This is a genomic window from Azospirillum sp. UENF 112521 (assembly GCF_058780665.1).
The window spans coordinates 1,549,640-1,569,928 of the sequence record NZ_JBSNCI010000002.1 but is presented as its reverse complement, the minus strand read 5'-3'; the positions used below and the strand labels follow the sequence as shown (position 1 = coordinate 1,569,928).

The 20,289-nt window shown below is 65.1% G+C and carries 20 protein-coding genes; 7 read left to right on the top strand and 13 right to left on the bottom strand.

Annotation, left to right across the window (positions count from 1 at the left end):
* Positions 1 to 40 precede the first annotated feature (40 nt).
* Positions 41 to 1,732, bottom strand: coding sequence for a methyl-accepting chemotaxis protein (locus ACWPN8_RS09735; RefSeq protein WP_492240638.1), 1,692 nt, complete (start codon positions 1,730 to 1,732; stop codon positions 41 to 43).
* Between the two features lie 511 nt (positions 1,733 to 2,243).
* Here ACWPN8_RS09735 and ACWPN8_RS09730 point away from each other — a divergent pair.
* Both ACWPN8_RS09730 and ACWPN8_RS09725 read left to right on the top strand, forming a co-directional pair.
* Positions 2,244 to 2,783 carry a TRAP transporter small permease subunit gene (locus ACWPN8_RS09730; protein WP_109446418.1) on the top strand — a complete coding sequence of 180 codons (540 nt, stop codon included), beginning with the start codon at positions 2,244 to 2,246 and terminating at the stop codon, positions 2,781 to 2,783.
* 20 nt (positions 2,784 to 2,803) lie between these two features.
* A complete protein-coding gene (locus ACWPN8_RS09725; protein ID WP_109446416.1) occupies positions 2,804 to 4,315 on the top strand; it encodes a TRAP transporter large permease in 1,512 nt (503 codons plus the stop codon).
* A 101-nt stretch (positions 4,316 to 4,416) separates the two neighbouring features.
* Here the strand turns inward: ACWPN8_RS09725 and ACWPN8_RS09720 are convergent, their stop codons facing one another.
* The 4 genes from ACWPN8_RS09720 to metC form a co-directional block, all read right to left on the bottom strand.
* Complete coding sequence (locus tag ACWPN8_RS09720; RefSeq protein WP_109446414.1) at positions 4,417 to 4,902, bottom strand: PRC-barrel domain-containing protein; 486 nt, start codon at positions 4,900 to 4,902, stop codon at positions 4,417 to 4,419.
* Between the two features lie 138 nt (positions 4,903 to 5,040).
* Complete coding sequence (locus tag ACWPN8_RS09715; protein ID WP_109446412.1) at positions 5,041 to 5,724, bottom strand: calcium-binding protein; 684 nt, start codon at positions 5,722 to 5,724, stop codon at positions 5,041 to 5,043.
* A gap of 576 nt (positions 5,725 to 6,300) precedes the next feature.
* Positions 6,301 to 6,735: a phosphoribosyl-AMP cyclohydrolase gene (hisI, locus tag ACWPN8_RS09710; protein WP_109446411.1), complete on the bottom strand. Its 435-nt coding sequence runs from the start codon at positions 6,733 to 6,735 to the stop codon at positions 6,301 to 6,303.
* Between the two features lie 30 nt (positions 6,736 to 6,765).
* Positions 6,766 to 7,944 carry a cystathionine beta-lyase gene (gene metC, locus ACWPN8_RS09705; RefSeq protein WP_109446409.1) on the bottom strand — a complete coding sequence of 393 codons (1,179 nt, stop codon included), beginning with the start codon at positions 7,942 to 7,944 and terminating at the stop codon, positions 6,766 to 6,768.
* A gap of 403 nt (positions 7,945 to 8,347) precedes the next feature.
* Between metC and ACWPN8_RS09700 the strand changes: the two genes are divergently transcribed.
* The 5 genes from ACWPN8_RS09700 (at position 8,348) to ACWPN8_RS09680 (ending at position 13,958) form a co-directional block, all read left to right on the top strand.
* Positions 8,348 to 9,367 (top strand): amino acid ABC transporter substrate-binding protein, encoded by a 1,020-nt coding sequence (locus ACWPN8_RS09700; RefSeq protein ID WP_109047534.1) that lies wholly within the window; start codon positions 8,348 to 8,350, stop codon positions 9,365 to 9,367.
* Positions 9,368 to 9,582: 215 nt separating this feature from the next.
* The gene (locus ACWPN8_RS09695) at positions 9,583 to 10,782 is read left to right on the top strand and encodes an amino acid ABC transporter permease (RefSeq protein WP_109446407.1); all 1,200 of its coding nucleotides are present in this window, start codon (positions 9,583 to 9,585) and stop codon (positions 10,780 to 10,782) included.
* Positions 10,783 to 10,787: 5 nt separating this feature from the next.
* The gene (locus tag ACWPN8_RS09690; protein ID WP_098739766.1) at positions 10,788 to 11,894 is read left to right on the top strand and encodes an amino acid ABC transporter permease; all 1,107 of its coding nucleotides are present in this window, start codon (positions 10,788 to 10,790) and stop codon (positions 11,892 to 11,894) included.
* A 30-nt stretch (positions 11,895 to 11,924) separates the two neighbouring features.
* Positions 11,925 to 12,710: an amino acid ABC transporter ATP-binding protein gene (locus tag ACWPN8_RS09685; protein ID WP_098739765.1), complete on the top strand. Its 786-nt coding sequence runs from the start codon at positions 11,925 to 11,927 to the stop codon at positions 12,708 to 12,710.
* A 162-nt stretch (positions 12,711 to 12,872) separates the two neighbouring features.
* Entirely contained in the window at positions 12,873 to 13,958 is a 1,086-nt protein-coding gene (locus ACWPN8_RS09680) for a pyridoxal phosphate-dependent aminotransferase (protein WP_492240637.1), read from the top strand.
* A gap of 319 nt (positions 13,959 to 14,277) precedes the next feature.
* On the opposite strand, the gene ACWPN8_RS09675 is transcribed toward ACWPN8_RS09680, so the two are convergent.
* The 8 genes from ACWPN8_RS09675 to ACWPN8_RS09640 form a co-directional block, all read right to left on the bottom strand.
* Positions 14,278 to 14,520 (bottom strand): hypothetical protein, encoded by a 243-nt coding sequence (locus tag ACWPN8_RS09675; protein ID WP_246307237.1) that lies wholly within the window; start codon positions 14,518 to 14,520, stop codon positions 14,278 to 14,280.
* A 146-nt stretch (positions 14,521 to 14,666) separates the two neighbouring features.
* Positions 14,667 to 15,284: a GNAT family N-acetyltransferase gene (locus tag ACWPN8_RS09670; RefSeq protein WP_492240636.1), complete on the bottom strand. Its 618-nt coding sequence runs from the start codon at positions 15,282 to 15,284 to the stop codon at positions 14,667 to 14,669.
* Positions 15,260 to 15,694, bottom strand: a complete 435-nt coding sequence (locus ACWPN8_RS09665; protein WP_492240635.1) for a GNAT family acetyltransferase — start codon at positions 15,692 to 15,694, stop codon at positions 15,260 to 15,262. Before ACWPN8_RS09665 ends, ACWPN8_RS09670 begins: the two co-directional genes overlap by 25 nt.
* The gene (locus tag ACWPN8_RS09660; protein ID WP_492240634.1) at positions 15,691 to 16,578 is read right to left on the bottom strand and encodes a rhodanese-like domain-containing protein; all 888 of its coding nucleotides are present in this window, start codon (positions 16,576 to 16,578) and stop codon (positions 15,691 to 15,693) included. The genes ACWPN8_RS09665 and ACWPN8_RS09660 overlap by 4 nt, the downstream gene beginning before the upstream one ends.
* Positions 16,579 to 16,630: 52 nt before the next feature.
* Positions 16,631 to 17,338: an alanyl-tRNA editing protein gene (locus ACWPN8_RS09655; protein ID WP_109446395.1), complete on the bottom strand. Its 708-nt coding sequence runs from the start codon at positions 17,336 to 17,338 to the stop codon at positions 16,631 to 16,633.
* A gap of 17 nt (positions 17,339 to 17,355) precedes the next feature.
* Positions 17,356 to 18,357 carry a cysteine synthase A gene (locus tag ACWPN8_RS09650; protein WP_109446393.1) on the bottom strand — a complete coding sequence of 334 codons (1,002 nt, stop codon included), beginning with the start codon at positions 18,355 to 18,357 and terminating at the stop codon, positions 17,356 to 17,358.
* 152 nt (positions 18,358 to 18,509) lie between these two features.
* Positions 18,510 to 19,121, bottom strand: a complete 612-nt coding sequence (locus ACWPN8_RS09645; RefSeq protein WP_492240633.1) for an NUDIX domain-containing protein — start codon at positions 19,119 to 19,121, stop codon at positions 18,510 to 18,512.
* A gap of 112 nt (positions 19,122 to 19,233) precedes the next feature.
* Entirely contained in the window at positions 19,234 to 20,262 is a 1,029-nt protein-coding gene (locus ACWPN8_RS09640) for a S1C family serine protease (protein WP_492240632.1), read from the bottom strand.
* Between the last annotated feature and the right edge of the window lie 27 nt (positions 20,263 to 20,289).

Sequence of the window (20,289 nt, the reverse complement as noted above, 5' to 3'; positions counted from 1 at the left end):
CGGCGTCCGTTTCGGCGGCGATGTCCTTTGACACCTGCCGTCAGGCGGCCTTGATGTCGCTCAGGAACTTTTCGACATCCCGGCGCATCAGTTCCGCCTGCTGGGACAGGTCACCGGCGGCGCTCAGCACCTGACCGGCAGCGTCGCCGGCCTCGCCTGCCGCCTGCGTCACCTGAACGATGCTTCCAGTCACTTCCTGCGTCCCGGCTGCGGCCTGCTGGACGTTGCGGGAGATCTCGTTGGTCGCGGCACCCTGCTCCTCGATGGCGGCAGCGATGGCGGTGGTGATGTCGTTGATGCTGCCGATGGTGCCGCCGATGCCGGTGATCGCCGTCACGACACCCTGCGTCGTCTGCTGGATGGCGCCGATCTGGCTGGCGATCTCCTCCGTCGCCTTGGCGGTCTGGCCGGCAAGGCTCTTCACCTCGCTTGCAACCACCGCAAAGCCCTTGCCGGCTTCACCGGCCCGTGCTGCCTCGATGGTGGCGTTCAAGGCGAGCAGGTTGGTCTGACTTGCGATGTCGGTGATCAGGCCGACCACCTCGCCGATCTTCTGCGCGGCTTCGGCGAGGCTGCGGACCGCGTCGCTGGTTTGGCCGGCTTCGCTCACCGCCTTGCCGGCGATGTCGGCGGAGCGGGCGATCTGGGTGCCGATCTCGCGGATGGAACTGGCCATCTCTTCGGTGGCGGTGGCGACGGTCTGGACATTGGCGCTGGTCTGTTCAGCGGCCGACGCCACGACGGTGGCCTGGGTGCTGGTCTGCTGCGCCATCGCCGACATGCTGTGCGCGGTGGCGTCCAGTTCGGAAGCGGCCGCTGCCACGGTGCGCAAAGCGGTGGACGACGAGTTCTCAAAGCCGGTGAGCAATTGCTCGATGGCTTGGGCGCGGCGTGTCTTGGCCTGCTGTTCGGCGGCTTCGACGGCAGCGAGGCGGTCGGCCTCGACCATGTTGTCCTTGAACACCTGGACCGCGCGTGCCATGGCGCCCAACTCGTCGCCACGACCGGTCCCGTCGATGGAAACTGTCATGTCGCGGTCGGCAAGGCGCCCCATCATCGACGTGATCTCCTGAATCGGGCGGATCACCGTGCTGACTATCATCCAGGCCACGCCTGCGCAGATGACAACGACCAGCACAAGGATGCCGGTGACCCACAGCTTGCTGGTTTGGTAGACCTGTTCACCGCGGTCGGCCGCACGTTTGCCTTCCGCTGTGTTGAAGTCCATCAGAGACTGAAGAATATCTTTGGAGGTCCGGAACTCATCCCGCGACGAACCACGATATATGGCGCCGGCACCATCATTGTCGTTCTTGCGCGACAACGGCAGAAGCTGCTCCCGGCTGATTTTCATGTAGGTTTGATAGCTCGTGACGAATTTCTGGTAGGTCTCGGTTTCCCAGCCCGGTGTCAAAAGCTTTTGGTAGTCCATCCGCCGCTGTTCGATCCTGTCGGCGATTTCCAGAAGCGCCTTATCCTCACTCCTAATATCGTCATCGGTGGATGCGATCAGATGAGCGCCTTCCAATGTGCGATAGTAGTCAAAGGTTGTGTAAAGTCTGGAAATTGCTGAGACCGATGGCAGCCAATTGTCGCGTACATCAGCGGCTTCTTCGTTGATTGTCGAGAGCTTGGTCAAAGAAAAGACGCCGAGACCAGCCGTGCATAGCAGAAGGATTAGGATCGCAAGAATCGTCCGTGACTTAACTGAAATGTTCGAAATCAATGCCATGGCTGGTGCTCCTGATCTGAGGTTTCTCTCGACCTTCATTTCGTCCGAATAAGAGGGTCTGGTTCGCCTGGATTCTCAACCCTTACGGAAGTGAGGCGTGTGCGCTCGCCTTCTCCGCAAATTGAGCAAAAGGCGCGCCACAAGGCATTGCAATGCCTGTGGATCAAATATTGTTTGAATCCAATATTCTATCTGCTTCCCTTGATCACGGGATGCGTCTTGGATTATCGCGATTTGGCAATATGCGGATTGCATTTTGCAAAACGCCTGCGGTTTCCGTGCCTTGGACACGGTCCGGCCCCAACTTGGAAGACAGAGATCTACGGGATTATACGTAGCTCCAACGTAGCCCTTGCCGCTGGAGGGCGGGAAAGGAATAGTCCCTTCAAATCCTATCTTTTGATATACCCTCCGAACGAGAGAGGGTTGCGACCTGCCGTGCCTATGCGGCTGCAACAAAAGCAAAAGGGGACGGCGAAGGCCGCGCCCCCGCAACAGGGAGGTTTCTCCTTTGAGAGGTCTGCTCAGACTAAGCGGGCTGATCGATGCCGTGAACGAAGGCATCGGAAAGCTCGCCTACTGGCTTGTGCTGGTCGCCGTGGTGGTCAGCTCGGTCAACGCGGTCATCCGCTATGCCTTCAACATCAGCTCCAATGCCTGGCTGGAGCTGCAATGGTACCTGTTCGCGGCGGTGTTCCTGCTGTGCGCCGGCTACACCTTCCTGCGCAACGAACACATTCGCATCGACATCGTGCTGGGGCGTTTCTCCCGCCGCGTCCAGGCCTGGGTCGACATCTTCGGCATCCTGGTCTTCATGTTCCCGATGACGATCCTGATCCTGAAGCTGTCGCTTCCGATGTTCTGGGACAGCTTCCACACCAACGAAATGTCGAGCGATGCCGGCGGCCTGATCCGCTGGCCCGCGAAGCTTTTGATCCCGGTCGGCTTCTTCCTGCTCACCGCACAGGGTGTGTCGGAACTGATCAAGCGCATCGCCTTCCTCACCGGCCATCGTGACGAGCCCGGCGAGAAGATGCACAGCCATTCCTAAGGACCGGGAGCGCCCCCCAGATGGTAGAGTTCATATCCGCCAATTTGGCGCCGGTCATGTTCGGCGCCCTGGTGATTTTCCTGTTGATGGGATTTCCGGTCGCCTTCGCCCTGGCGGCCAACGGTCTGGTGTTCGGCCTGATCGGCATTGAGCTGGGTCTGCTGACCCCGGCGCTGATGCAGGCGCTGCCGGAACGCGTGTTCGGCATCATGCGCAACGACACGCTGCTGGCGATTCCCTTCTTCACCTTCATGGGCCTGATTCTGGAGCGATCCGGGATGGCCGAGGATCTGCTCGACACCATCGGGCAACTGTTCGGTCCGATCCGCGGCGGACTGGCCTATGCGGTGATCTTCGTCGGCGCGCTGCTGGCGGCGACCACCGGCGTGGTCGCGGCCTCGGTCATCTCCATGGGTCTGATCTCGCTGCCGATCATGCTGCGCTACGGCTATGACCGCCGGATCGCGTCGGGCGTCATTGCGGCGTCGGGCACGCTGGCCCAGATCATTCCGCCGTCGCTGGTGCTGATCGTGCTGGCCGACCAGCTTGGCCGGTCGGTCGGCGACATGTATGCCGGCGCCCTGATCCCCGGCCTGGTGCTGACCGCGCTCTATGCCGGCTACATCCTGCTGACCAGCATCATCAAGCCGGAGATGGTTCCGGCCCTGCCGCCGGAAGCCCGTACGCTGCGCGGCGGCAAGCTGCTGCTGCGGGTTATCACCTCGCTGGTTCCGCCGCTGGTTCTGATCTTCCTGGTGCTGGGCACCATCTTCATCGGCATCGCCACCCCGACGGAGGGCGGCGCCATGGGGGCCGCCGGCGCCATCCTGCTGGCGCTGGCCAAGCGGCAACTCGGCTGGGACCTGATGCGTCAGGCGATGGACGCGACTGCCAAGCTGTCGTCCTTCGTGGTGTTCATCCTGATCGGCTCGACCGTGTTCGGCCTGGTGTTCCGTGCCGTCAACGGCGACCTCTGGGTGGAGCATCTGCTGATCGGCCTGCCGGGCGGCGAGCTGGGCTTCCTGATCGTCTGCAACATCCTGGTCTTCGTCCTGGCCTTCTTCCTCGATTTCTTCGAGCTGGCCTTCATCATCGTCCCCCTGCTGGGACCGGTGGCGGACAAGCTTGGCATCGACCTGATCTGGTTCGGTGTCCTGCTGGGCGTCAACATGCAGACCAGCTTCATGCATCCGCCCTTCGGCTTCGCGCTGTTCTTCCTGCGGTCGGTGGCGCCGAAGATGGACTACATCGACAAGGTCACCGGCAGGAAGATCGGGAAGATCACCACCGGCCAGATCTACTGGGGTGCGGTGCCCTTCGTGATCATCCAGATCATCATGGTCGGTCTCGTCATCGGCTTCCCGCAGTTGGTCGATGCCGGCCGCGACAAGGGACCGGTGATCAACCTGAACGACGTGAAGATCGAGATTCCGGCCTTCGACAATCAGGATGTGGCTCCGCCCTTCGGCGCTCCTGGCCAATCGGAGCAGAGCCCGGCGGACGACATCATGAAGCAGCTTCAGGGCAAGTAGTGGGAAGCGTCGCAAAAGCCAGACAGTGAAATCTGGGCAGCAAAAGGGGGGCCGGTTCGTCCGGCCCCCTTTCTTATTGTGCGTTTCCGATTGGGAAAGGGTCAGCGCGTCGGGGTCGTCGCCCCGGCCCAGTTGGTCGGGGCGGTGCCGGCGGGCAGAACCACCCCGGCGTTGCCGAGCGACACCATGCGGTCGCTTCCCGCGGTGGGAGGCAGCGCTGCGAACTGTTCCGCCGTCATGCCGGTGAGGATCACCGCCTGACGGTTGCGGGCATAGCGCAGATTGTCGCTGGCGACCGTCACCTTGTGCTCGTTCGGGAAACGGGGGGCGCCGACGGTGATGATCGCCTGCTCTACCCGGTTTGTCGGCCCGATCACGAGGTCTGTGACGTTGCCGAGGATGCGGCGGCCATCCGGCGTCTGCACGGTCAGCCCGACCAGTTCCACCGGAGGCTGGGTCGCGACCTCTGCCGACGGGACGCCGCCCATGTCGGAACTGGCGCAGGCACCCAACGCCAGAACCGGCAGGAGAGCCAGGGCCGGCAGGGCGGGGAAGAGTGTGCGCAGGGAAAGGCGGCGGTGGTCCATCGTTCTTGGCCTTTTTGCTGACGGCGCGGAAGTGTCCGCTCCCACAACAACACGAGCGTGGCCGGAGGTCCCCCGCGCCGACGGGGTGACCCCATCGCCCACGGGAGACCTCCTTCCGGACAGGGGGAGCCGGACAGGTCAGGTGAAGATGAAATCGTGGCCGGCGGTCAGCCCGACCTGATCGACGGTCAGAGACGAGCCGTCAGCGAAGGTGAAGGTCGATTGGAAGCCGCTCGAGGTCAGCGACATCTGGCCCGCGGTGTAGCCATGGAATTCAATCTGGTCGATCCCCCGCTCGAAGTAACTGATGGTGTCGTGGCCAAAGCCGCCGGTCGCCTGCTCCATCAGGAAGCGGTCGACCTGGCCGTCGGTGTAGCTGACCATCGTGTCGTCGCCGGTGCCCGGTCGGAACAGGTCGGCACCGCCGTCGCGATAGCTGTCATACAGCGTGTCGTTGCCGGCGCCGCCGATCATGGTGTCGTCGCCGCGCATCCCCTTCAGGATGTCGTCGCCGGTGCCGCCGTCCAGCCAGTCGTTGCCGTCACCGCCGAACAGCTGGTCGTTGCCGGCATCGCCCCACATCGAATCGTTGCCGGCCTCGTTGCCGCCATAGGGATCGCCGAGCCAGTCGTTGCCGTCTCCGCCATGCAGCTGGTCGTTGCCCAGGCCGCCGATCAGCGAGTCATTTCCCCGTTCGCCATACAGCTGGTCGTTTCCGCCGGCGCCGTTGATACGGTCGTCGCCATCCAGACCGTCGAGACGGTCATCAAAGGCGGTGCCGGTCATGGTGTCGTTGTTCGAAGTCCCCCAGAACTGGCGCATGGCGTCTCTCCATCAGTGCCGTTAACGTGCTGTTAACGATTAACCAGATGTTAACCATGGGCCCCGGGCGGTCGAAAAGCGATAAAGGGGCAATACAAAGGGGGTTGGATGAGATGACACAGATAATTGAAACTTGATCGAATTAAAGAAATGAACTGTTTCTTCATTCGTTGTTTTTGTGGCCGAAAGCAGGATCTTTCTGTGACTGAATAAAGACTTTCTCTCCCATATGGACAGGTTTTGAGCTGCGGAACGGCACAGGTTCGGCTGACGAAGGCGATGCAGAGGGAGGAGAGGCGATAGGCCACCGACCGAACGGGCTGTCGGAACGGATCGTCCGAAAGAGGATCCTTGGCGCAAACGCGCCAGTCGCCGTCCGAAGTTTCGGATGCAGCCCTCATGGCAAAAAATAACCGGGCGTCCAAAGGAGCGCCCGGTGCAGTCATATACAGGGAGGGTTAGAGACAAGAAGGTGTGTATACCCTTCGGCAGGGGTGTCGCCTTGATGTGGATCAACAATCGCACCCGCCGTGGCGAATCGGCTTCCTTCCAGGCCCTCCCTTCAAAGCGGGTCTCTCAGCCGTGGCTGTGCGAATGACCGCCATAGAGGATGGAAGGATCGGTTTCTACCGCCTGGATCGTCTCCAGCTTTCCGTCTCGCCAAGCACGATAGAAGCAGCTGCGCCGGCCGGTGTGGCAGGCGACGCCGTCCTGCTCGACGATCAGCAGCAGGGTGTCGCCGTCGCAATCCACCCGGAAATCCTTCAGCCGCTGCACCTGTCCGGAGGTCTCTCCCTTGCGCCACAGCCCGCCGCGCGACCGCGACCAGTAGCAGACGCGGCCGGTTGACAGGGTCTCGACCACCGCATCGCGGTTCATCCAGGCCATCATCAGGATCTCGCCGCTGCCCTCGGCCTGGGCGATGGCTGGCACCAACCCATCGTCGGTGAAGCGGATGGCGGCCAGCACCTCTTCAAAGGGGCCGGACCCGGTCGACGGTGTATCCGTCATGGCAAATCACTCCTCAACTGTCCGCCGCGCTCAAAGGGCGGCGGCCATCCGCCGGAAGCCGGCCTCAAGATCGCGGATCAGGTCGTCGGGGCTCTCAAGCCCGGCGTGCAGGCGCAGAACCTGGCCCGGATCGGTCCAACGGGTGGCGGAACGCACCGCCGCCGGCCGCGTCGGCAGGATCAGGCTCTCGAAGCCGCCCCAGCTGTAGCCCATGCCGAACAGCTCCATCCCGTCCAGCATCGCCGCCAGCGCCTTGCGCGGCACCTGATTGACGATCACCGAGAACAGTCCACTGGAGCCGGTGAAGTCGCGCTTCCACAGCTCGTGACCGGGAAATTCGGGACGGGCGGGATGCAGCACCCGCGTTACCTCCGGCCGGGCCGCCAGCCAGTCGGCGAGCGCCAGCGCGCTCTCCTGATGCTGGCGCATGCGCACCGACAGGGTGCGCAGGCCGCGCAGGCCGAGATAGAGGTCGTCCGGCCCGCCGCAGACGCCGAAGCGGGTGGCGGTCTTCTTCACCGCGGTCCAGCTTTCCTCGTCGCGGCAGGTGACGACACCCAGCATCGCATCGGCATGGCCGACCATGTACTTCGTCGCGGCATGGATCGACAGATCGACGCCATGGTCGAAAGGGCGGAAGAACAGCGGGGTCGCCCAGGTGTTGTCGATCATCACCGTGGCGCCGACCGTCTTGGCGGCGGCGGCAATGGCCGGAACGTCCTGCACCTCGAAGGTCAGGGAGCCCGGCGATTCGAGGAAGACCACGCTGGTGTTGGGCCGCAGCAGGGCGGAAATGCCGGCGCCGATGCAGGGATCGTAGAATTCCACATCCACGCCATAGGGGATCAGTGTCTCCTTGGCGAAGCGGCGGGTCGGGCCATAGGCGCTGTCGGTGATCAGCACATGGTCGCCGGCCTTGGTGAAGGCGGACAGCGCGATGGCGATGGCGGCGAGGCCGGAGCCGGTATTCACCGACCTGTAGCCGCCTTCCAGCTCGGCCGCGGCCTCCTCGAAGGCGAAGGTGGTGGGCGTGCCCATGCGACCGTAATGCACGCCTTCCAGCGTGTTGCGGTCGCTTTCCTCCAGCGCGTCCAAGGTCGGGAACAGCACGGTCGAGCAATGATAGACCGGCGGGTTGACGATGCCGTGGTTGTTCCGCGGGTCGCGGCCGGCATGCACGAGAATCGTGTCCTTGGTGACGTCCTTCATCGACTGTCCGTTTGGCTGGAGCGGCAATCCGTCCCGTCCGAGTCCGCCGTTGCCGGGAGAACCCCGGGGCGGGCGGGGAGGGCGCGGCCGAACATTGTGTCACCCCGGACGCCCAGCCGCCATCGCGGATTGCGCGCAACGGCCGTCATCGGACGGGATGTTCTGGTAACACCACCAATGCACAGAGGATTCGACAAGCCGGATCAAGTTGATACACTCTTGTCCCACGCGCATGGCTGCGTCGCGATCCTCACAGGACGGCTCCAATGGGGATCGGTCCGCCGGATTGTCAGGCGGATCGGTCCGGCAGGGTCGTTCCGGTTGGATTATGGAGCCGGCGTGACCAAGCGCGTCATCAGACCGCTCAAAGCGAAGAACGCAAGAACAGGGTGGAGTTCATAATATGAAGTCAGGGTTCCTGGCCGCCGCCGCAGCGGCCGTGGTCGTTTCCGCCAGCGCCGTTGCCGGTGCTGCCACGCTGGACACCGTCAAGCAGCGCGGTTTCGTGCAGTGCGGCGTGAACGCCGGCCTTCCGGGCTTCGGCAACCCCGACAGCGCCGGCAACTGGACCGGCCTGGACGTCGATTACTGCCGTGCCGTCGCCGTCGCCATCTTCGGCGATGCCAACAAGGTCAAGTTTACCCCGCTGTCCGCCCAGCAGCGCTTCCCCGCCATCCAGTCGGGCGAAGTCGACCTGCTTTCGCGCAACACCACCGCCACGCTGACCCGTGACACCTCGGTCGGCCTGAACTTCGCCCCCGTCACCTATTACGACGGCCAGGGCTTCATGGTTCCGAAGAAGCTGGGCGTGAAGAGCGCCAAGGAGCTGAACGGCGCCACCGTCTGCGTCCAGTCCGGCACCACGACCGAACTGAACCTCGCGGACTATTTCCGCGCCAACAACATGACCTACAACCCGGTCGTCATCGAGTCGAACGACGAGGTGAACGCCGCCTACTTCGCCGGCCGCTGCGACGTGCTGACGACCGACGTGTCCGGCCTGGCCGGTACCCGCGCCGGCGTCGCCCCGGTTCCCGACGACCACGTCATCCTGCCGGAAGTCATCTCCAAGGAGCCGCTGGCCCCGGCCGTGCGCCATGGCGACGACCAGTGGTTCGACATCGTGAAGTGGACCGTCTTCGCCACCATCCAGGCGGAAGAGTTCGGCATCACCTCCAAGAATGTCGACGAGTTCACCAACTCGAAGAACCCGGACATCCAGCGCTTCCTCGGCACCTCGCCGGGCATGGGCAAGGCCCTGGGCCTGGATGAGAAGTGGGCCTACAACGTCGTGAAGAAAGTCGGCAACTATGCCGAGATCTTCGACCGCAACGTCGGCCCGGGCACCCCGCTGAAGCTGGAGCGCGGCCTGAACGCGCTGTGGACCAAGGGCGGCCTGATGTACGCGCAGCCGTTCCGGTAAGGCACGTCACCGTCTGAAGGCCGCTCGCAGCCCTTTGCCGGGGGCGGCCTTCCGGTTCTTTTGGGAGCGGTCGCGAAAGGCGCCAGCGAAGCGCCTGCGCAGGGGGCCGCATTTGGGAGACATGTCGCATCCCCTACGGTGTGGGAAATGCCCGGAAGAACGTCCGGGACCGCGTGGGCACCGTGTGGGGCGCGATGGTTGGGGGAGAGTAGTCCGTGGCGACCGAGACCCGGACCACCCAAGGCGCTCCGCCGCCGGGTGGCGTATCGTTTTCCCTCAGCGACCCGACGTTCCGTGCCATCGTCTACCAGATCCTGGTGGTCGGCGCGGTCGTCCTGGTCGGCTGGTTCCTGATTTCAAACACGCTCGACAACCTCGCGCGGCGCTCGATCGCGACCGGGTACCATTTCCTGGAGCGTGAAGCGGCCTTCGGCATCGGCGAGTCGCTGATCGACTATTCGCCGAAGGACACCTATGGCCGGGCCTTTCTGGTCGGCGTGCTGAACACGCTGAAGGTGTCGATCATCGGCGTCATCCTGGCGACGATCATCGGCACGATCATCGGCGTCGCCCGCCTGTCCAGCAACTGGCTGATCGCCAAGCTGGCCTCGACCTATGTCGAGATCATCCGCAACATCCCGCCGCTGCTGCAGCTGTTCTTCTGGTACGCGCTGGTGTCCGACGGCCTGCCGCCGGTGCGCCAGGCGCTGAACCCGATTCCGGGCGTCTTCCTGTCGCAGCGCGGTCTGCGCGTGCCGGTGCCCGCGCCCGATCCGGTCTGGACCAACATGGGCATCGCCCTGCTGGTCGGCATCGTCGCCGCGTGGGGCGTGTCGCGCTGGGCCAGGGCACGGCAGGCGCGCACCGGGCAGCCGTTCCCGGCGGGCTGGGCCGGCCTCGGCCTGATCATCGGCCTGCCCATCCTGACCTGGCTCGCCGGCGGCGCGCCGCTCGCGATGGACGTCCCGAAGCTGGCAGGCTTCAACTTCACCGGCGGCGCCTCCATCTCTCCGGAATTCTTCGCCATCCTGACCGGCCTGACGCTCTACACTGCGGCCTTCATCGCCGAGGTGGTGCGCAGCGGCATCAAGGCGGTCAACTGGGGCCAGACCGAGGCGGCGCGTGCCCTCGGCCTGCCGGGCAGCCCGACGCTGCGTCTGGTGATCCTGCCCCAGGCGCTGCGCGTGATCGTGCCGCCGCTGACCAGCCAGTATCTGAACCTGACGAAGAACAGTTCGCTGGCGCTGGCCATCGGCTATCCGGATCTGGTGTCCATCGCCAACACGACGCTGAACCAGACCGGCCAGGCGATCGAAGGCGTGACGATGATCATGGGCACCTATCTGGTCATCAGCCTCAGCATCTCGATCTTCATGAACTGGTACAACAAGCGCATCGCGCTGGTGGAGCGGTAACGGCCATGACCGACAACGTGCAAAGCGTCGGCCTGCCGGACGAACGTCCGCCGGCCAACACCGTCGGCCCGATTGCGTGGCTGCGCAACAACCTGTTCAACAGCTGGTACAACGCCATCCTGACCATTCTGGTCCTGGGGCTGCTGGCGTCGGCGATCCCGCCCTTCATGAACTGGCTGCTGTTCCGCGCCCACGGCTTCGACGCGACATCGACCGTCTGCCGTCAGGATGCCGGCGGCGCCTGCTGGGGCTTCATCAGCGAGAAGCTGCGCTTCATCATGTTCGGCATGTTCCCGTGGGAACAGCAGTGGCGGCCGCTGGTGACCATCGCCGTCTTCATCGCCCTGCTGGTGGCCAGCTGTGACCGCCGCTTCTGGAAGCCGTGGTTCGGGCTGGTCTGGGCCGCCGGGCTGGCGCTGGTGGCGGTCCTGATGTGGGGCGGCGTCTTTGGCCTGACCTATGTCGAGAACACGCTGTGGGGCGGCCTGCCGCTGACCATCATCCTGTCGGTAATCGGTCTGGCCGTGGCCTTCCCGGTGTCGATCCTGCTGGCGCTGGGCCGGCGGTCGAACATGCCGGCGGTCAAGGTGCTGTGCGTCACCTACATCGAGCTGATCCGCGGCGTGCCGCTGATCAGCCTGCTGTTCATGGCGTCGGTGATGCTGCCGCTGTTCCTGCCGAACGGCGTGTCCATCGACAAGCTGCTGCGTGCGCAGATCGCCTTCATCATGTTCGCCGCCGCCTATATGGCGGAAGCGATCCGCGGCGGCCTGCAGGCGATCCCGAAGGGGCAGTATGAGGCGGCGGACGGGCTGGGCCTCGGCTATTGGCAGAAGATGCGCAAGATCATCCTGCCGCAGGCGCTGGCCGTCGCCATCCCGCCGCTGGTGAACACCTTCATCAGCTTCTTCAAGGACACCTCGCTGGTCATCATCATCGGCCTGTACGATCTGCTCGGCACGGCGAAGGCCGCGCTGTCCGATCCGTCCTGGCGCGGTTTCTACCGCGAGGCCTATCTGTTCATCGGCGTGATCTACTGGATCTTCTGCTTCAGCATGTCGAAGTACAGCCAGAAGCTCGAACGCGATCTCAATCGCGGCCACCGCCGCTGATCCTCGCCGTCAAGGGAGACACGAGAACCCATGTCCCAGGCCATGTCCCAGGCAGCTAAGCCGAAGCACGCCCTCAGCGGCGAGGAAATCATCCGCTGCACGGGCGTCAACAAGTGGTACGGCGAGTTCCACGTCCTGAAGAACATCAACCTCAGCGTCCAGAAGGGCGAACGCATCGTCGTCTGCGGCCCGTCCGGGTCGGGCAAATCGACGATGATCCGCTGCCTGAACCGGCTTGAGGAGCATCAGAAGGGCACGATCGTCATCGACGGGATCGAGCTGACCAACAACCTCAAGAACATCGAGCTGGTCCGCCGCGAAGTCGGCATGGTGTTCCAGCACTTCAACCTGTTCCCACACCTGACCGTGCTGGAGAACTGCACGCTGGCGCCGATCTGGGTCCGCAAGATGCCGAAGGCCGAAGCGGAAGAGCGGGCGATGAGCTACCTGAAGCGGGTGCGCATCGCCGAGCAGGCCAAGAAGTATCCCGGCCAGCTGTCGGGCGGCCAGCAGCAGCGCGTCGCCATCGCGCGGTCGCTGTGCATGAGCCCGAAGGTGATGCTGTTCGACGAGCCGACCTCCGCGCTTGACCCCGAAATGGTCAAGGAGGTGCTGGACGTCATGATCGGCCTGGCCGAGGACGGCATGACCATGCTGTGCGTGACGCACGAGATGGGCTTCGCCAAGTCGGTCGCCGACCGCGTGATCTTCATGGATCGCGGCGAGATCGTGGAGCAGGACACGCCGGACGCGTTCTTCTCCAATCCGAAATCGGACCGCACGCGCCTCTTCCTCAGCCAAATTCTAAACCACTGAGACGGTCGGCAGGCCGGCGGTTCCGTTCGGCCTGCCATCCGGAAACAAAACACCTCGACTTAGGGTGCGCGGCGCAATGTCCTGTGGCGTCGCGCACCGGTTTGCGGTTCAATCGGTCGCCTGACGTGCTGTTCGACCGATCCGCTACCGGAGACCGAGGTTATGGACCTGCTCAGCCCCCGTCCCAGCGTTGGCCAGATCAAGCCGTACCGTCCCGCTCGCCCTCCACGCGACGGCCGCCGGTGGATCGACCTCTCGCTGACCCACAATCCGCTAGGCCCGAGCCCGCTGGCGTTGGACGCCTATTGCGAGGCGGCGACCCGCATCCACTGTTATCCCGACTGGGACCAGGAACCGCTGCGCCACGCCATTGCGCGCCGCCATTCCATCGATTTCGATCACGTCGTCTGCACCGCCGGATCGGAGGAACTGATCCATCTGGTAGCACAGGCCTTCGCCGGGCCCGGTGACGAGGTGCTGTGCCACGAACGTGGCTATCGCGGCTTCCTCAAGGCGATTCGCGCCGCCGGCGCCACCGCGGTCATCGCGGCGGAGCGCGACATGGTGGTGGATGTCGAGGCGCTGATCGACCGCGCCAGCGAGCGCACCAAGATCTGCTTCCTCGCCAACCCGAACAACCCGACCGGCACCTACATCCCGGCCGACGCGGTGCAGCGGCTGCGCGCCGGGCTGCCGTCGCACACGCTGCTGGTTCTGGATTCGGCCTATGCCGATTACTGCCGCCTGCCGGACTACAGCGACGGGACCGAGATCGTCGAGAATTGCGACAACGTCATGCTGATCCGCACCTTCTCCAAGATGCATGGCTTGGCGGGCTTGCGGGTCGGCTGGGGTTATGGTCCGGCGACGGTGATCGAGGCGGTGAACGCCATCCGCGGCACCTTCAACGTCTCGCTGCCCGCTCAGCTGACCGCCGCCGCCGCGCTGAGCGACGCCGGGCATGAAGAGGCGACCTTCGCCCACAATGCGCAATGGCTGCCCTGGTTGTCGCGCGAACTGGAACGGGTGGGCTTGCGCGTCTATCCCAGCGTCTGCAATTTTGTGCTGGCCCGCGTGCCGACCGATCCGTCGCTGGGCACCCAGGCGGTCATCGACCATCTCGCCCACCGCGGCATCCTGGTGAAGGCAGTGACCGAATATGGTCTGTCGGACTGCCTGCGCATCACCGTCGGCCGCGAGGAGGAGAACAAGGCGCTGGTGGTGGCGCTGGCGGAGATTCTCGGCTGAGCACAGCGGCGGACGATGCGGGTGGCTTACAAAAAAATTCAGGGATTTTGATTCAGATCAACGAACGACCTATGCGTTTCGACATAAGGTCCCTCTTGTCTCTAAACCTCCCTGTATCACTGAGCCGGAGCATCCGCATGGATGGCTCCGGCTTTTTCTTTTTCGGCCGGAAGTTTCAGTCAGGGTCCGGGAAAGTGCCGGTCGGTTGACCTGCATCAACGCAGGACGGGGTGATCGGGCGTAGACCTGTGGCTGTCTCTAACCCTCCCTGTTTCACAGGAGGCTCCGGTTCCGGTGCCTCCTGTTTTTTTGTCCGGATTCAGGAAGGCGGGCGCGAGCGGTTCCAGCGCATGACCAGCCCGATCAGCGACAGCGGCACCACCACGACCGCACCGATCAGGATGTAGGGCAGGGCCCAACTCCCGGCTTCGATGACCAGTGCTGCGATGTCCTGCACCGTCTGCCAGCTGTTCGTCAGGATGCTGGCCGGATCGATGCGCAGGAACGACAGCACGAAGCCGACGATGAAGCACAACACCAGCGTCCGAATGATCCAACCCATCAAGGCCCCACCTCACGCTCGTCATGGCGGAGCTTCCGCCTGTCTGAAGGAACGCGCCGGTCCGTCACGGGGTTCCGGCGTTCCGCGGTAGATGGGGCGCGTTGGTCGGGGTGGTCAAGGGGAGAGGTGTGCCGGCTTCCCCGGCCTCACCCCGCCAGCGGAATATGATCCCCCGTGCTGCGCGGCAGCACACCGTCCAGCCGCGGGTCGCGAACCTCGCGGGCGACATGGCGGGTGGGGACGAAACCCATGCTCTGGTAGAGCGGCAGGGCCTTTGGATGGTCGAAGGTGCAGGTGTTGACGACCAGCTTCGTCGCGCCGCCGTCCCACGCCTTGCGGATGATGGTGTCGAGCAGCCAGGGGCCCAGCTTGTGGCCGATGAAGTCGGGGATCAGCCCGAAATAGGCGAGGTCGGTTTCCTGTGTCCGCCGGTCCAGTTCGCCGTAACCGGCCGGCGTGCCGTCGACATACAGCACCCACACCTCCACCCGCGGGTCGAGGATCGAGCGCTCCAGCTCCTTGCGCGGCATGCGGCGGCGTTCGTGCCACAGCCAGGGCTCGCCCACCGTGTCGTAGAGATAGCGGTAGAAGGACCAGCTCGGCGGATTGGAGCGCACCAGCGTGAGGTTGCCGGACGGCTGGCGCACCGGCGCATGGGCCGGCGGCGCCGTCATCTCCAGATAGGTGACGATCACCGGCAGATGGCCCGGCCGGCTGGCGGCGGGCACGGCGGGGCGGGTCAGGGAGAAGGGTTGGTCAGCCATTTCTGCATCATCGTGACGGGCGATCTGGCATAGCCCAACCTCTCATAGAAGGCCAGCACCCGTTGGTTGGTCTCGCGGACGAGCAGCTGGACCTTGGGCATGCCGGCCGCGGCCAGCCAACCCTCCGCCTCCGCAACCATCCGGCGACCGAGTCCCCGGCCCTGCAACGCCGGATCGACGGCGACGTAATAGATCCAGCCGCGATGCCCGTCCTGCCCAACCATGGCGGTGGCGACGATCCGCCCGCTCTCGATGGCGGCCAGCACCGTCGAACTGCTCTTCGACAGTGCCAGCGCGAAATCGGCTGCCGGGTCGTTCCACGGCACCACGAGGCCGCAGGCCGTCCATAGCGCGACGACGGCGTCGCGATCCTCCGCTGCGCAGGACCTGACAGTGATAGACCCGCTCACGGCTGCCGCGGCCCCGTCTCCAGAGGCAGATCCTCCCGCAGACCCCATTCGGCCCAGGAGCCGTCATAGATCGCCACGTCCGGCTTGCCGGCGGTGGCGAGCCCCAACGCGATGACGCAGGCGGTGATGCCGCTGCCGCAGGAGGCGACCACCGGACGGTCGAGGTCCAGCCCCGCTGCGCGCGCCTTCTGCACGATGATCTCCGGTGGCAGCAGGGTCTTGCTGTCGGCGTCGATCAGGTCGGTGTGGGGCAGGTTAAAGCTGCCGGGAATGCGGCCGCTGCGCCGTCCGGGCCAGGGTTCGGCCACTGCACCTTCGAATCGCGGCTGGGCACGGGCGTCGGCGACCTGATCGGCCTGTGCATCGATGTTGGCGAGCACCTGATCGGCGCTGCGGATCAGGTCCGGCCGCTTGTGCGCCGTGAAGACTACCGGCTGGACCGCAGCGGCTTCGCCCGATTCGGCCGGGCGGTTTTCCGCCAGCCATTTCGGCAGGCCGCCGTCCAGAACCGCCACCCGGTCGAAACCGAACAGGCGGAACAGCCACCAGACACGCGCCGCGGCGGTCGCCATGCCGGCGCTGTCATAGACGACGACGCTGTCGCCGTCGCCGATGCCCAGCGCGCCGATCTTCGCGGCGAAGCTCTCCTCGTCCGGGACCATGTGGGGCATGGGGGCGGTGTTCGGCGCCGCCACCTCATCGACGTCGCACAGACGCGCGCCCGGGATATGGGACGCCGCGAACTCCGCCCGGATATCGCGCTTCAGGGCCGGCATGTGCCAGGACCCGTCGAGAACCTTCAGGCCCTGCCGGCCGAGATTGCGGGCCAGCCAGTCGGTGGAGATGACGGGGCCGGTCAGCGCTTCAACAATGCTGTCGCTCATGCTGCGCGTCCTTGAAGAGGGGGCTGTCGGGCAACGGATCGGCGAAATGGGCTCAATCCTTCAGCGCGATGACGACGCGCCGGTTCTGCTTGCCCTTGTTTTCGATCTTCGTCACCTCGATTCCGCCGATCTCGCCGGTGCGGGCGACATGGGTGCCGCCGCAGGGCTGCAAATCGACGCCCTCCACATCCAGCAGGCGCACCCGGCCGCTGCCGGTCGGCGGCTTCACCGACATGGTGCGGACCAGGTCCGGCTGCGCCGCCATCTCATCGTCGGTGATCCAGCGGGTGCCGACGGGAGTGTCGGCGGCGATCAGCCGGTTCACAGCCTCGGTGATGGCGTCCTTGTCCAGCGCTTCGGCGGGGACGTTGAAGTCCAGCCGGCTCTTGTCCGCGCCGATCTGCCCGCCGGTGACCGAGCCCGGCACCACCGCGCACAGCAGGTGCAGGGCAGTGTGCATGCGCATGTGGCGGTGGCGGCGCTCCCAATCGATCTCCGCCTCCACCGCGGTGCCGGGGCCGGGCAGCTCCTGCCCGTCTTCCGGCACATGGATGACGTCGTCGGGACCGCCGTCGCCCTTCACCGTGTCCTTGATGCGGACTTCGAAACCGTCGAAACGCAGGACGCCGGTATCGCCCGGCTGGCCGCCGCCGGTCGGATAGAAGACGGTGCGGTCGAGCCGGATGCCACGCTCGTCCACCGTCGTAACGGTGGCGACGCAGTTGCGGGCGTAGGCGTCCTCACGGAAAAGCGCGTCCATATCCCCCTCGAAGAGAGTCAGGCCAGCCAGTCTGGCACAGGAAGATTCTTCTCACGGAGGAAGTCAGGATTGAAGAGCTTCGATTGGTAACGCTGACCCCCGTCGCACAGGATGGTCACCACCGTGTGGCCGGGGCCGAGGTCGCGCGCCACCCGCATGGCCGCGGCGATGTTGATGCCCGATGAGCCGCCCAGCACCAGACCCTGGGTCTTGATCAGGTCGAAGACGATCGGCAGCGCCTCCTCGTCGGGGATCTGCACGGCATCGTCGATCGGCGCGTCTTCCAGGTTGGCGGTGATGCGGCCCTGGCCGATGCCCTCGGTGATGGAACTGCCTTCCGACTTCAGCTCACCGTTGGTGTAGTAGCTGAACAGGGCGGCGCCCATCGGGTCGGCCAGCGTGATGCGGATGTTCGGGTTCCGCTCCTTCAGGGCCAGCGCGATGCCGGCCAGCGTGCCGCCGCTTCCCACCGCACAGGTGAAGGCGTCGAGCTTGCCGCCGGTCTGGTCCCAGATTTCCGGTCCGGTGGTGGTGCGGTGACCCTCGCGGTTGGCGGTGTTGTCGAACTGGTTGGCCCAGACGACGCCGTTCGGCTCGGTCTTCGCCAACTCCTCGGCCAGACGGCCGGAATAGCGGACGTAATTGTCGGGGTTGGAATAGGGGACTGCCGGGACCAGCCGCAGGTCGGCGCCGATCAGGCGCAACATGTCCTTCTTTTCCTGACTCTGCGTTTCCGGCATCACGATGACGGTGCGATAGCCGAGCGCATTGCCGACCAGCGCCAGCCCGATGCCGGTGTTGCCCGCCGTGCCCTCGACGATGGTGCCGCCGGGTCGCAGCAGCCCGCGCTCTTCCGCGTCGCGGACGATGGCGAGAGCGGCACGGTCCTTCACCGACCCGCCGGGGTTCAGGAACTCCGCCTTGCCCAGGATTTCGCAGCCCGTCGCCTTCGATGGCCCTTCCAGGCGAATCAGCGGCGTGTTGCCGATGGCGCCGATGAAGCCGTTGCGGATGTCCAAGGCGAGTACTCCCAAAGTCAGGTGTGGATTGCTGCCGATACTATCAGGGCACAGGGCTTCGCTTTCAAGGCGAGGAGTGTGAAATGCTGCATTGAACGAGATATGTGCGTGAATTAAGCGGTGGAGCCTGGGAGCCTAGAACGCCCCGCGCCCTACCCCTGACCCAGCCAGCGCTTGCGCAGGGATTCGCGGTGGCGGGCGAGCCAGCCGATGGCGATGATGGCGACGGAATTGCGCAGACGGTTCTCGTCCATCAGGCGGATCGCCTCGTCGGCCGGCAGGGCCATGATGCGGATGTCCTCATGTTCCTCCTCCAGGCCGCCGGTCGCGGCGAGGTTGCGGCTGTCGACCCGGCCGCAGAAGACGGTGACGACCTCGGTGAAGGCGCCCGGGCTGACGTAATAATCGCAGAGCTGCTCGATCTCCCGGATGGCGCAGCCGGCCTCCTCCATCGATTCGCGGCGCGCAACCTCCTCCGGGCTCTCGCCTTCGCCGACCATGCCGGCGACGATCTCGGTCATCCAGGCCGGGCCGCCGGCCGCGGCGGAGCCGACGCGGAACTGCTCGATCATCACCACGCTGTCGAGATCGGGATCGTAGAGCAGGACGCCCACCGCGGCCCCGCGGTCGCACACCTCGCGCGGGGGCAGCACGTCGGTCCAGGTGCCGTCGAACTTCTTGTGGCGCAGGCGGTAGACGTCAATGGTCAGAAAGCCCTTGTAGGGGGTCTTCTTGTCGAGGATCTCGATGTCGGGATGGTTCATGATCGGCGTGGGTCCATGGATGGCTGTTTCCCACAAGGTGCTACGCCGGCACGCCATCCACAAGCACCCGGGAAGGCACCCGGCCCTTGGTGGGGCAGCTCAGGGGCAGGCATCACAGGGTCGGGTTCAGCCTGAGGAACCGCACGCGGTCGGCCGAGGTCACCGGAACCGGGGTCAGGGTGGAACCGCGCATCACCTCGAGCGGAACGACGATGCCGGCCGGCCCCAGCCCCCAGAGCTTGCGGTAGAAATCCGCCAGTCCATTGAAGCGCTGCCCGCCGACGCCGACGATCCAATCGCCGGTGCGCAGGCCGGCCAACTCGGCCGGGCTGCGAGGCGAAACCTTTTCCACCAGCAACCGCCCCATCTCTTCGCGCAGGGTGACACCCAGCCAGGGACGGGCGGGCTCCTGCCGTCGTCCGTAAGCCAGAAGGTCGGCCAGAATCGGCTCAAGCGCCGATACCGGCACGAACATGTTGCCGGGCAGGCTGCGCCCCTCCACCGCCTCCGCCACCAGCAGCGATCCGATGCCGACGAGCCGGCCGTCGCGATTGACCAGGGCGGCGCCGTTGAAGGCGCGGATCGGCGGGAAGGTGAACAGCGCCTCGTCCAGCAGATATTCCCAATAGCCGGCGAACTCCCGCTTTCCGACCACCTTCACGGCGGTGGCTCCGCGATTGCCGCCGCCGCTGAGCGCCAGCAGGGTATCCCCCTCCTTCACCGCGCCCGGACCGGCCAGCCGCAGCCAGGGGGCCGAAAACCCCATCTCCGCCCGCAGCAGCCCGAAGCCGCTGACGGGGTCGTAGGCCACCATGTTGGCGGGATAGCTGCGTCCGTCGGCGGCAATGACCTGAATCTGCGACGCCTCCATCACCGTATAGCCGATGGTCAGGATCAGGCCGGAACCGTCGATGACGACCCCGCTGCCCTCGCGGTCGGTGCCCAGGGTGCGGGCGCTCTGGCTGTCCGCCGGCACGGTCGCGGTGATGCCGACGACGGAACGGACGACACGTTCCGGGTCGAGCTGCGCGGACTCCGCCGCTTCGGCCGGGGAAATGCCGGGGACGGCCAATTGCAGGCCGATCAGGAAAAGGACGGTCGCCGCCAGACGCGGCACAACCGGTGTTGAGACGACCCGCATGACGCCGCACTCCCGCGCAAGGCAGGG

Excerpts from the sequence above, each read along its gene's own strand:
- ACWPN8_RS09655 (WP_109446395.1), bottom strand. The coding sequence starts at position 17,338 with ATGGACGCGCTTTTCCGTGAGGACGCCTACGCCCGCAACTGCGTCGCC.
- metC (WP_109446409.1), bottom strand. The coding sequence starts at position 7,944 with ATGAAGGACGTCACCAAGGACACGATTCTCGTGCATGCCGGCCGCGAC.
- ACWPN8_RS09735 (WP_492240638.1), bottom strand. The coding sequence starts at position 1,732 with ATGGCATTGATTTCGAACATTTCAGTTAAGTCACGGACGATTCTTGCG.
- ACWPN8_RS09685 (WP_098739765.1), top strand. The coding sequence starts at position 11,925 with ATGTCCCAGGCCATGTCCCAGGCAGCTAAGCCGAAGCACGCCCTCAGC.
- ACWPN8_RS09700 (WP_109047534.1), top strand. The coding sequence starts at position 8,348 with ATGAAGTCAGGGTTCCTGGCCGCCGCCGCAGCGGCCGTGGTCGTTTCC.
- ACWPN8_RS09725 (WP_109446416.1), top strand. The coding sequence starts at position 2,804 with ATGGTAGAGTTCATATCCGCCAATTTGGCGCCGGTCATGTTCGGCGCC.
- ACWPN8_RS09720 (WP_109446414.1), bottom strand. The coding sequence starts at position 4,902 with ATGGACCACCGCCGCCTTTCCCTGCGCACACTCTTCCCCGCCCTGCCG.
- ACWPN8_RS09660 (WP_492240634.1), bottom strand. The coding sequence starts at position 16,578 with ATGAGCGACAGCATTGTTGAAGCGCTGACCGGCCCCGTCATCTCCACC.
- ACWPN8_RS09670 (WP_492240636.1), bottom strand. The coding sequence starts at position 15,284 with ATGGCTGACCAACCCTTCTCCCTGACCCGCCCCGCCGTGCCCGCCGCC.
- ACWPN8_RS09690 (WP_098739766.1), top strand. The coding sequence starts at position 10,788 with ATGACCGACAACGTGCAAAGCGTCGGCCTGCCGGACGAACGTCCGCCG.
- ACWPN8_RS09715 (WP_109446412.1), bottom strand. The coding sequence starts at position 5,724 with ATGCGCCAGTTCTGGGGGACTTCGAACAACGACACCATGACCGGCACC.
- ACWPN8_RS09675 (WP_246307237.1), bottom strand. The coding sequence starts at position 14,520 with ATGGGTTGGATCATTCGGACGCTGGTGTTGTGCTTCATCGTCGGCTTC.
- ACWPN8_RS09680 (WP_492240637.1), top strand. The coding sequence starts at position 12,873 with ATGGACCTGCTCAGCCCCCGTCCCAGCGTTGGCCAGATCAAGCCGTAC.
- hisI (WP_109446411.1), bottom strand. The coding sequence starts at position 6,735 with ATGACGGATACACCGTCGACCGGGTCCGGCCCCTTTGAAGAGGTGCTG.
- ACWPN8_RS09645 (WP_492240633.1), bottom strand. The coding sequence starts at position 19,121 with ATGAACCATCCCGACATCGAGATCCTCGACAAGAAGACCCCCTACAAG.
- ACWPN8_RS09640 (WP_492240632.1), bottom strand. The coding sequence starts at position 20,262 with ATGCGGGTCGTCTCAACACCGGTTGTGCCGCGTCTGGCGGCGACCGTC.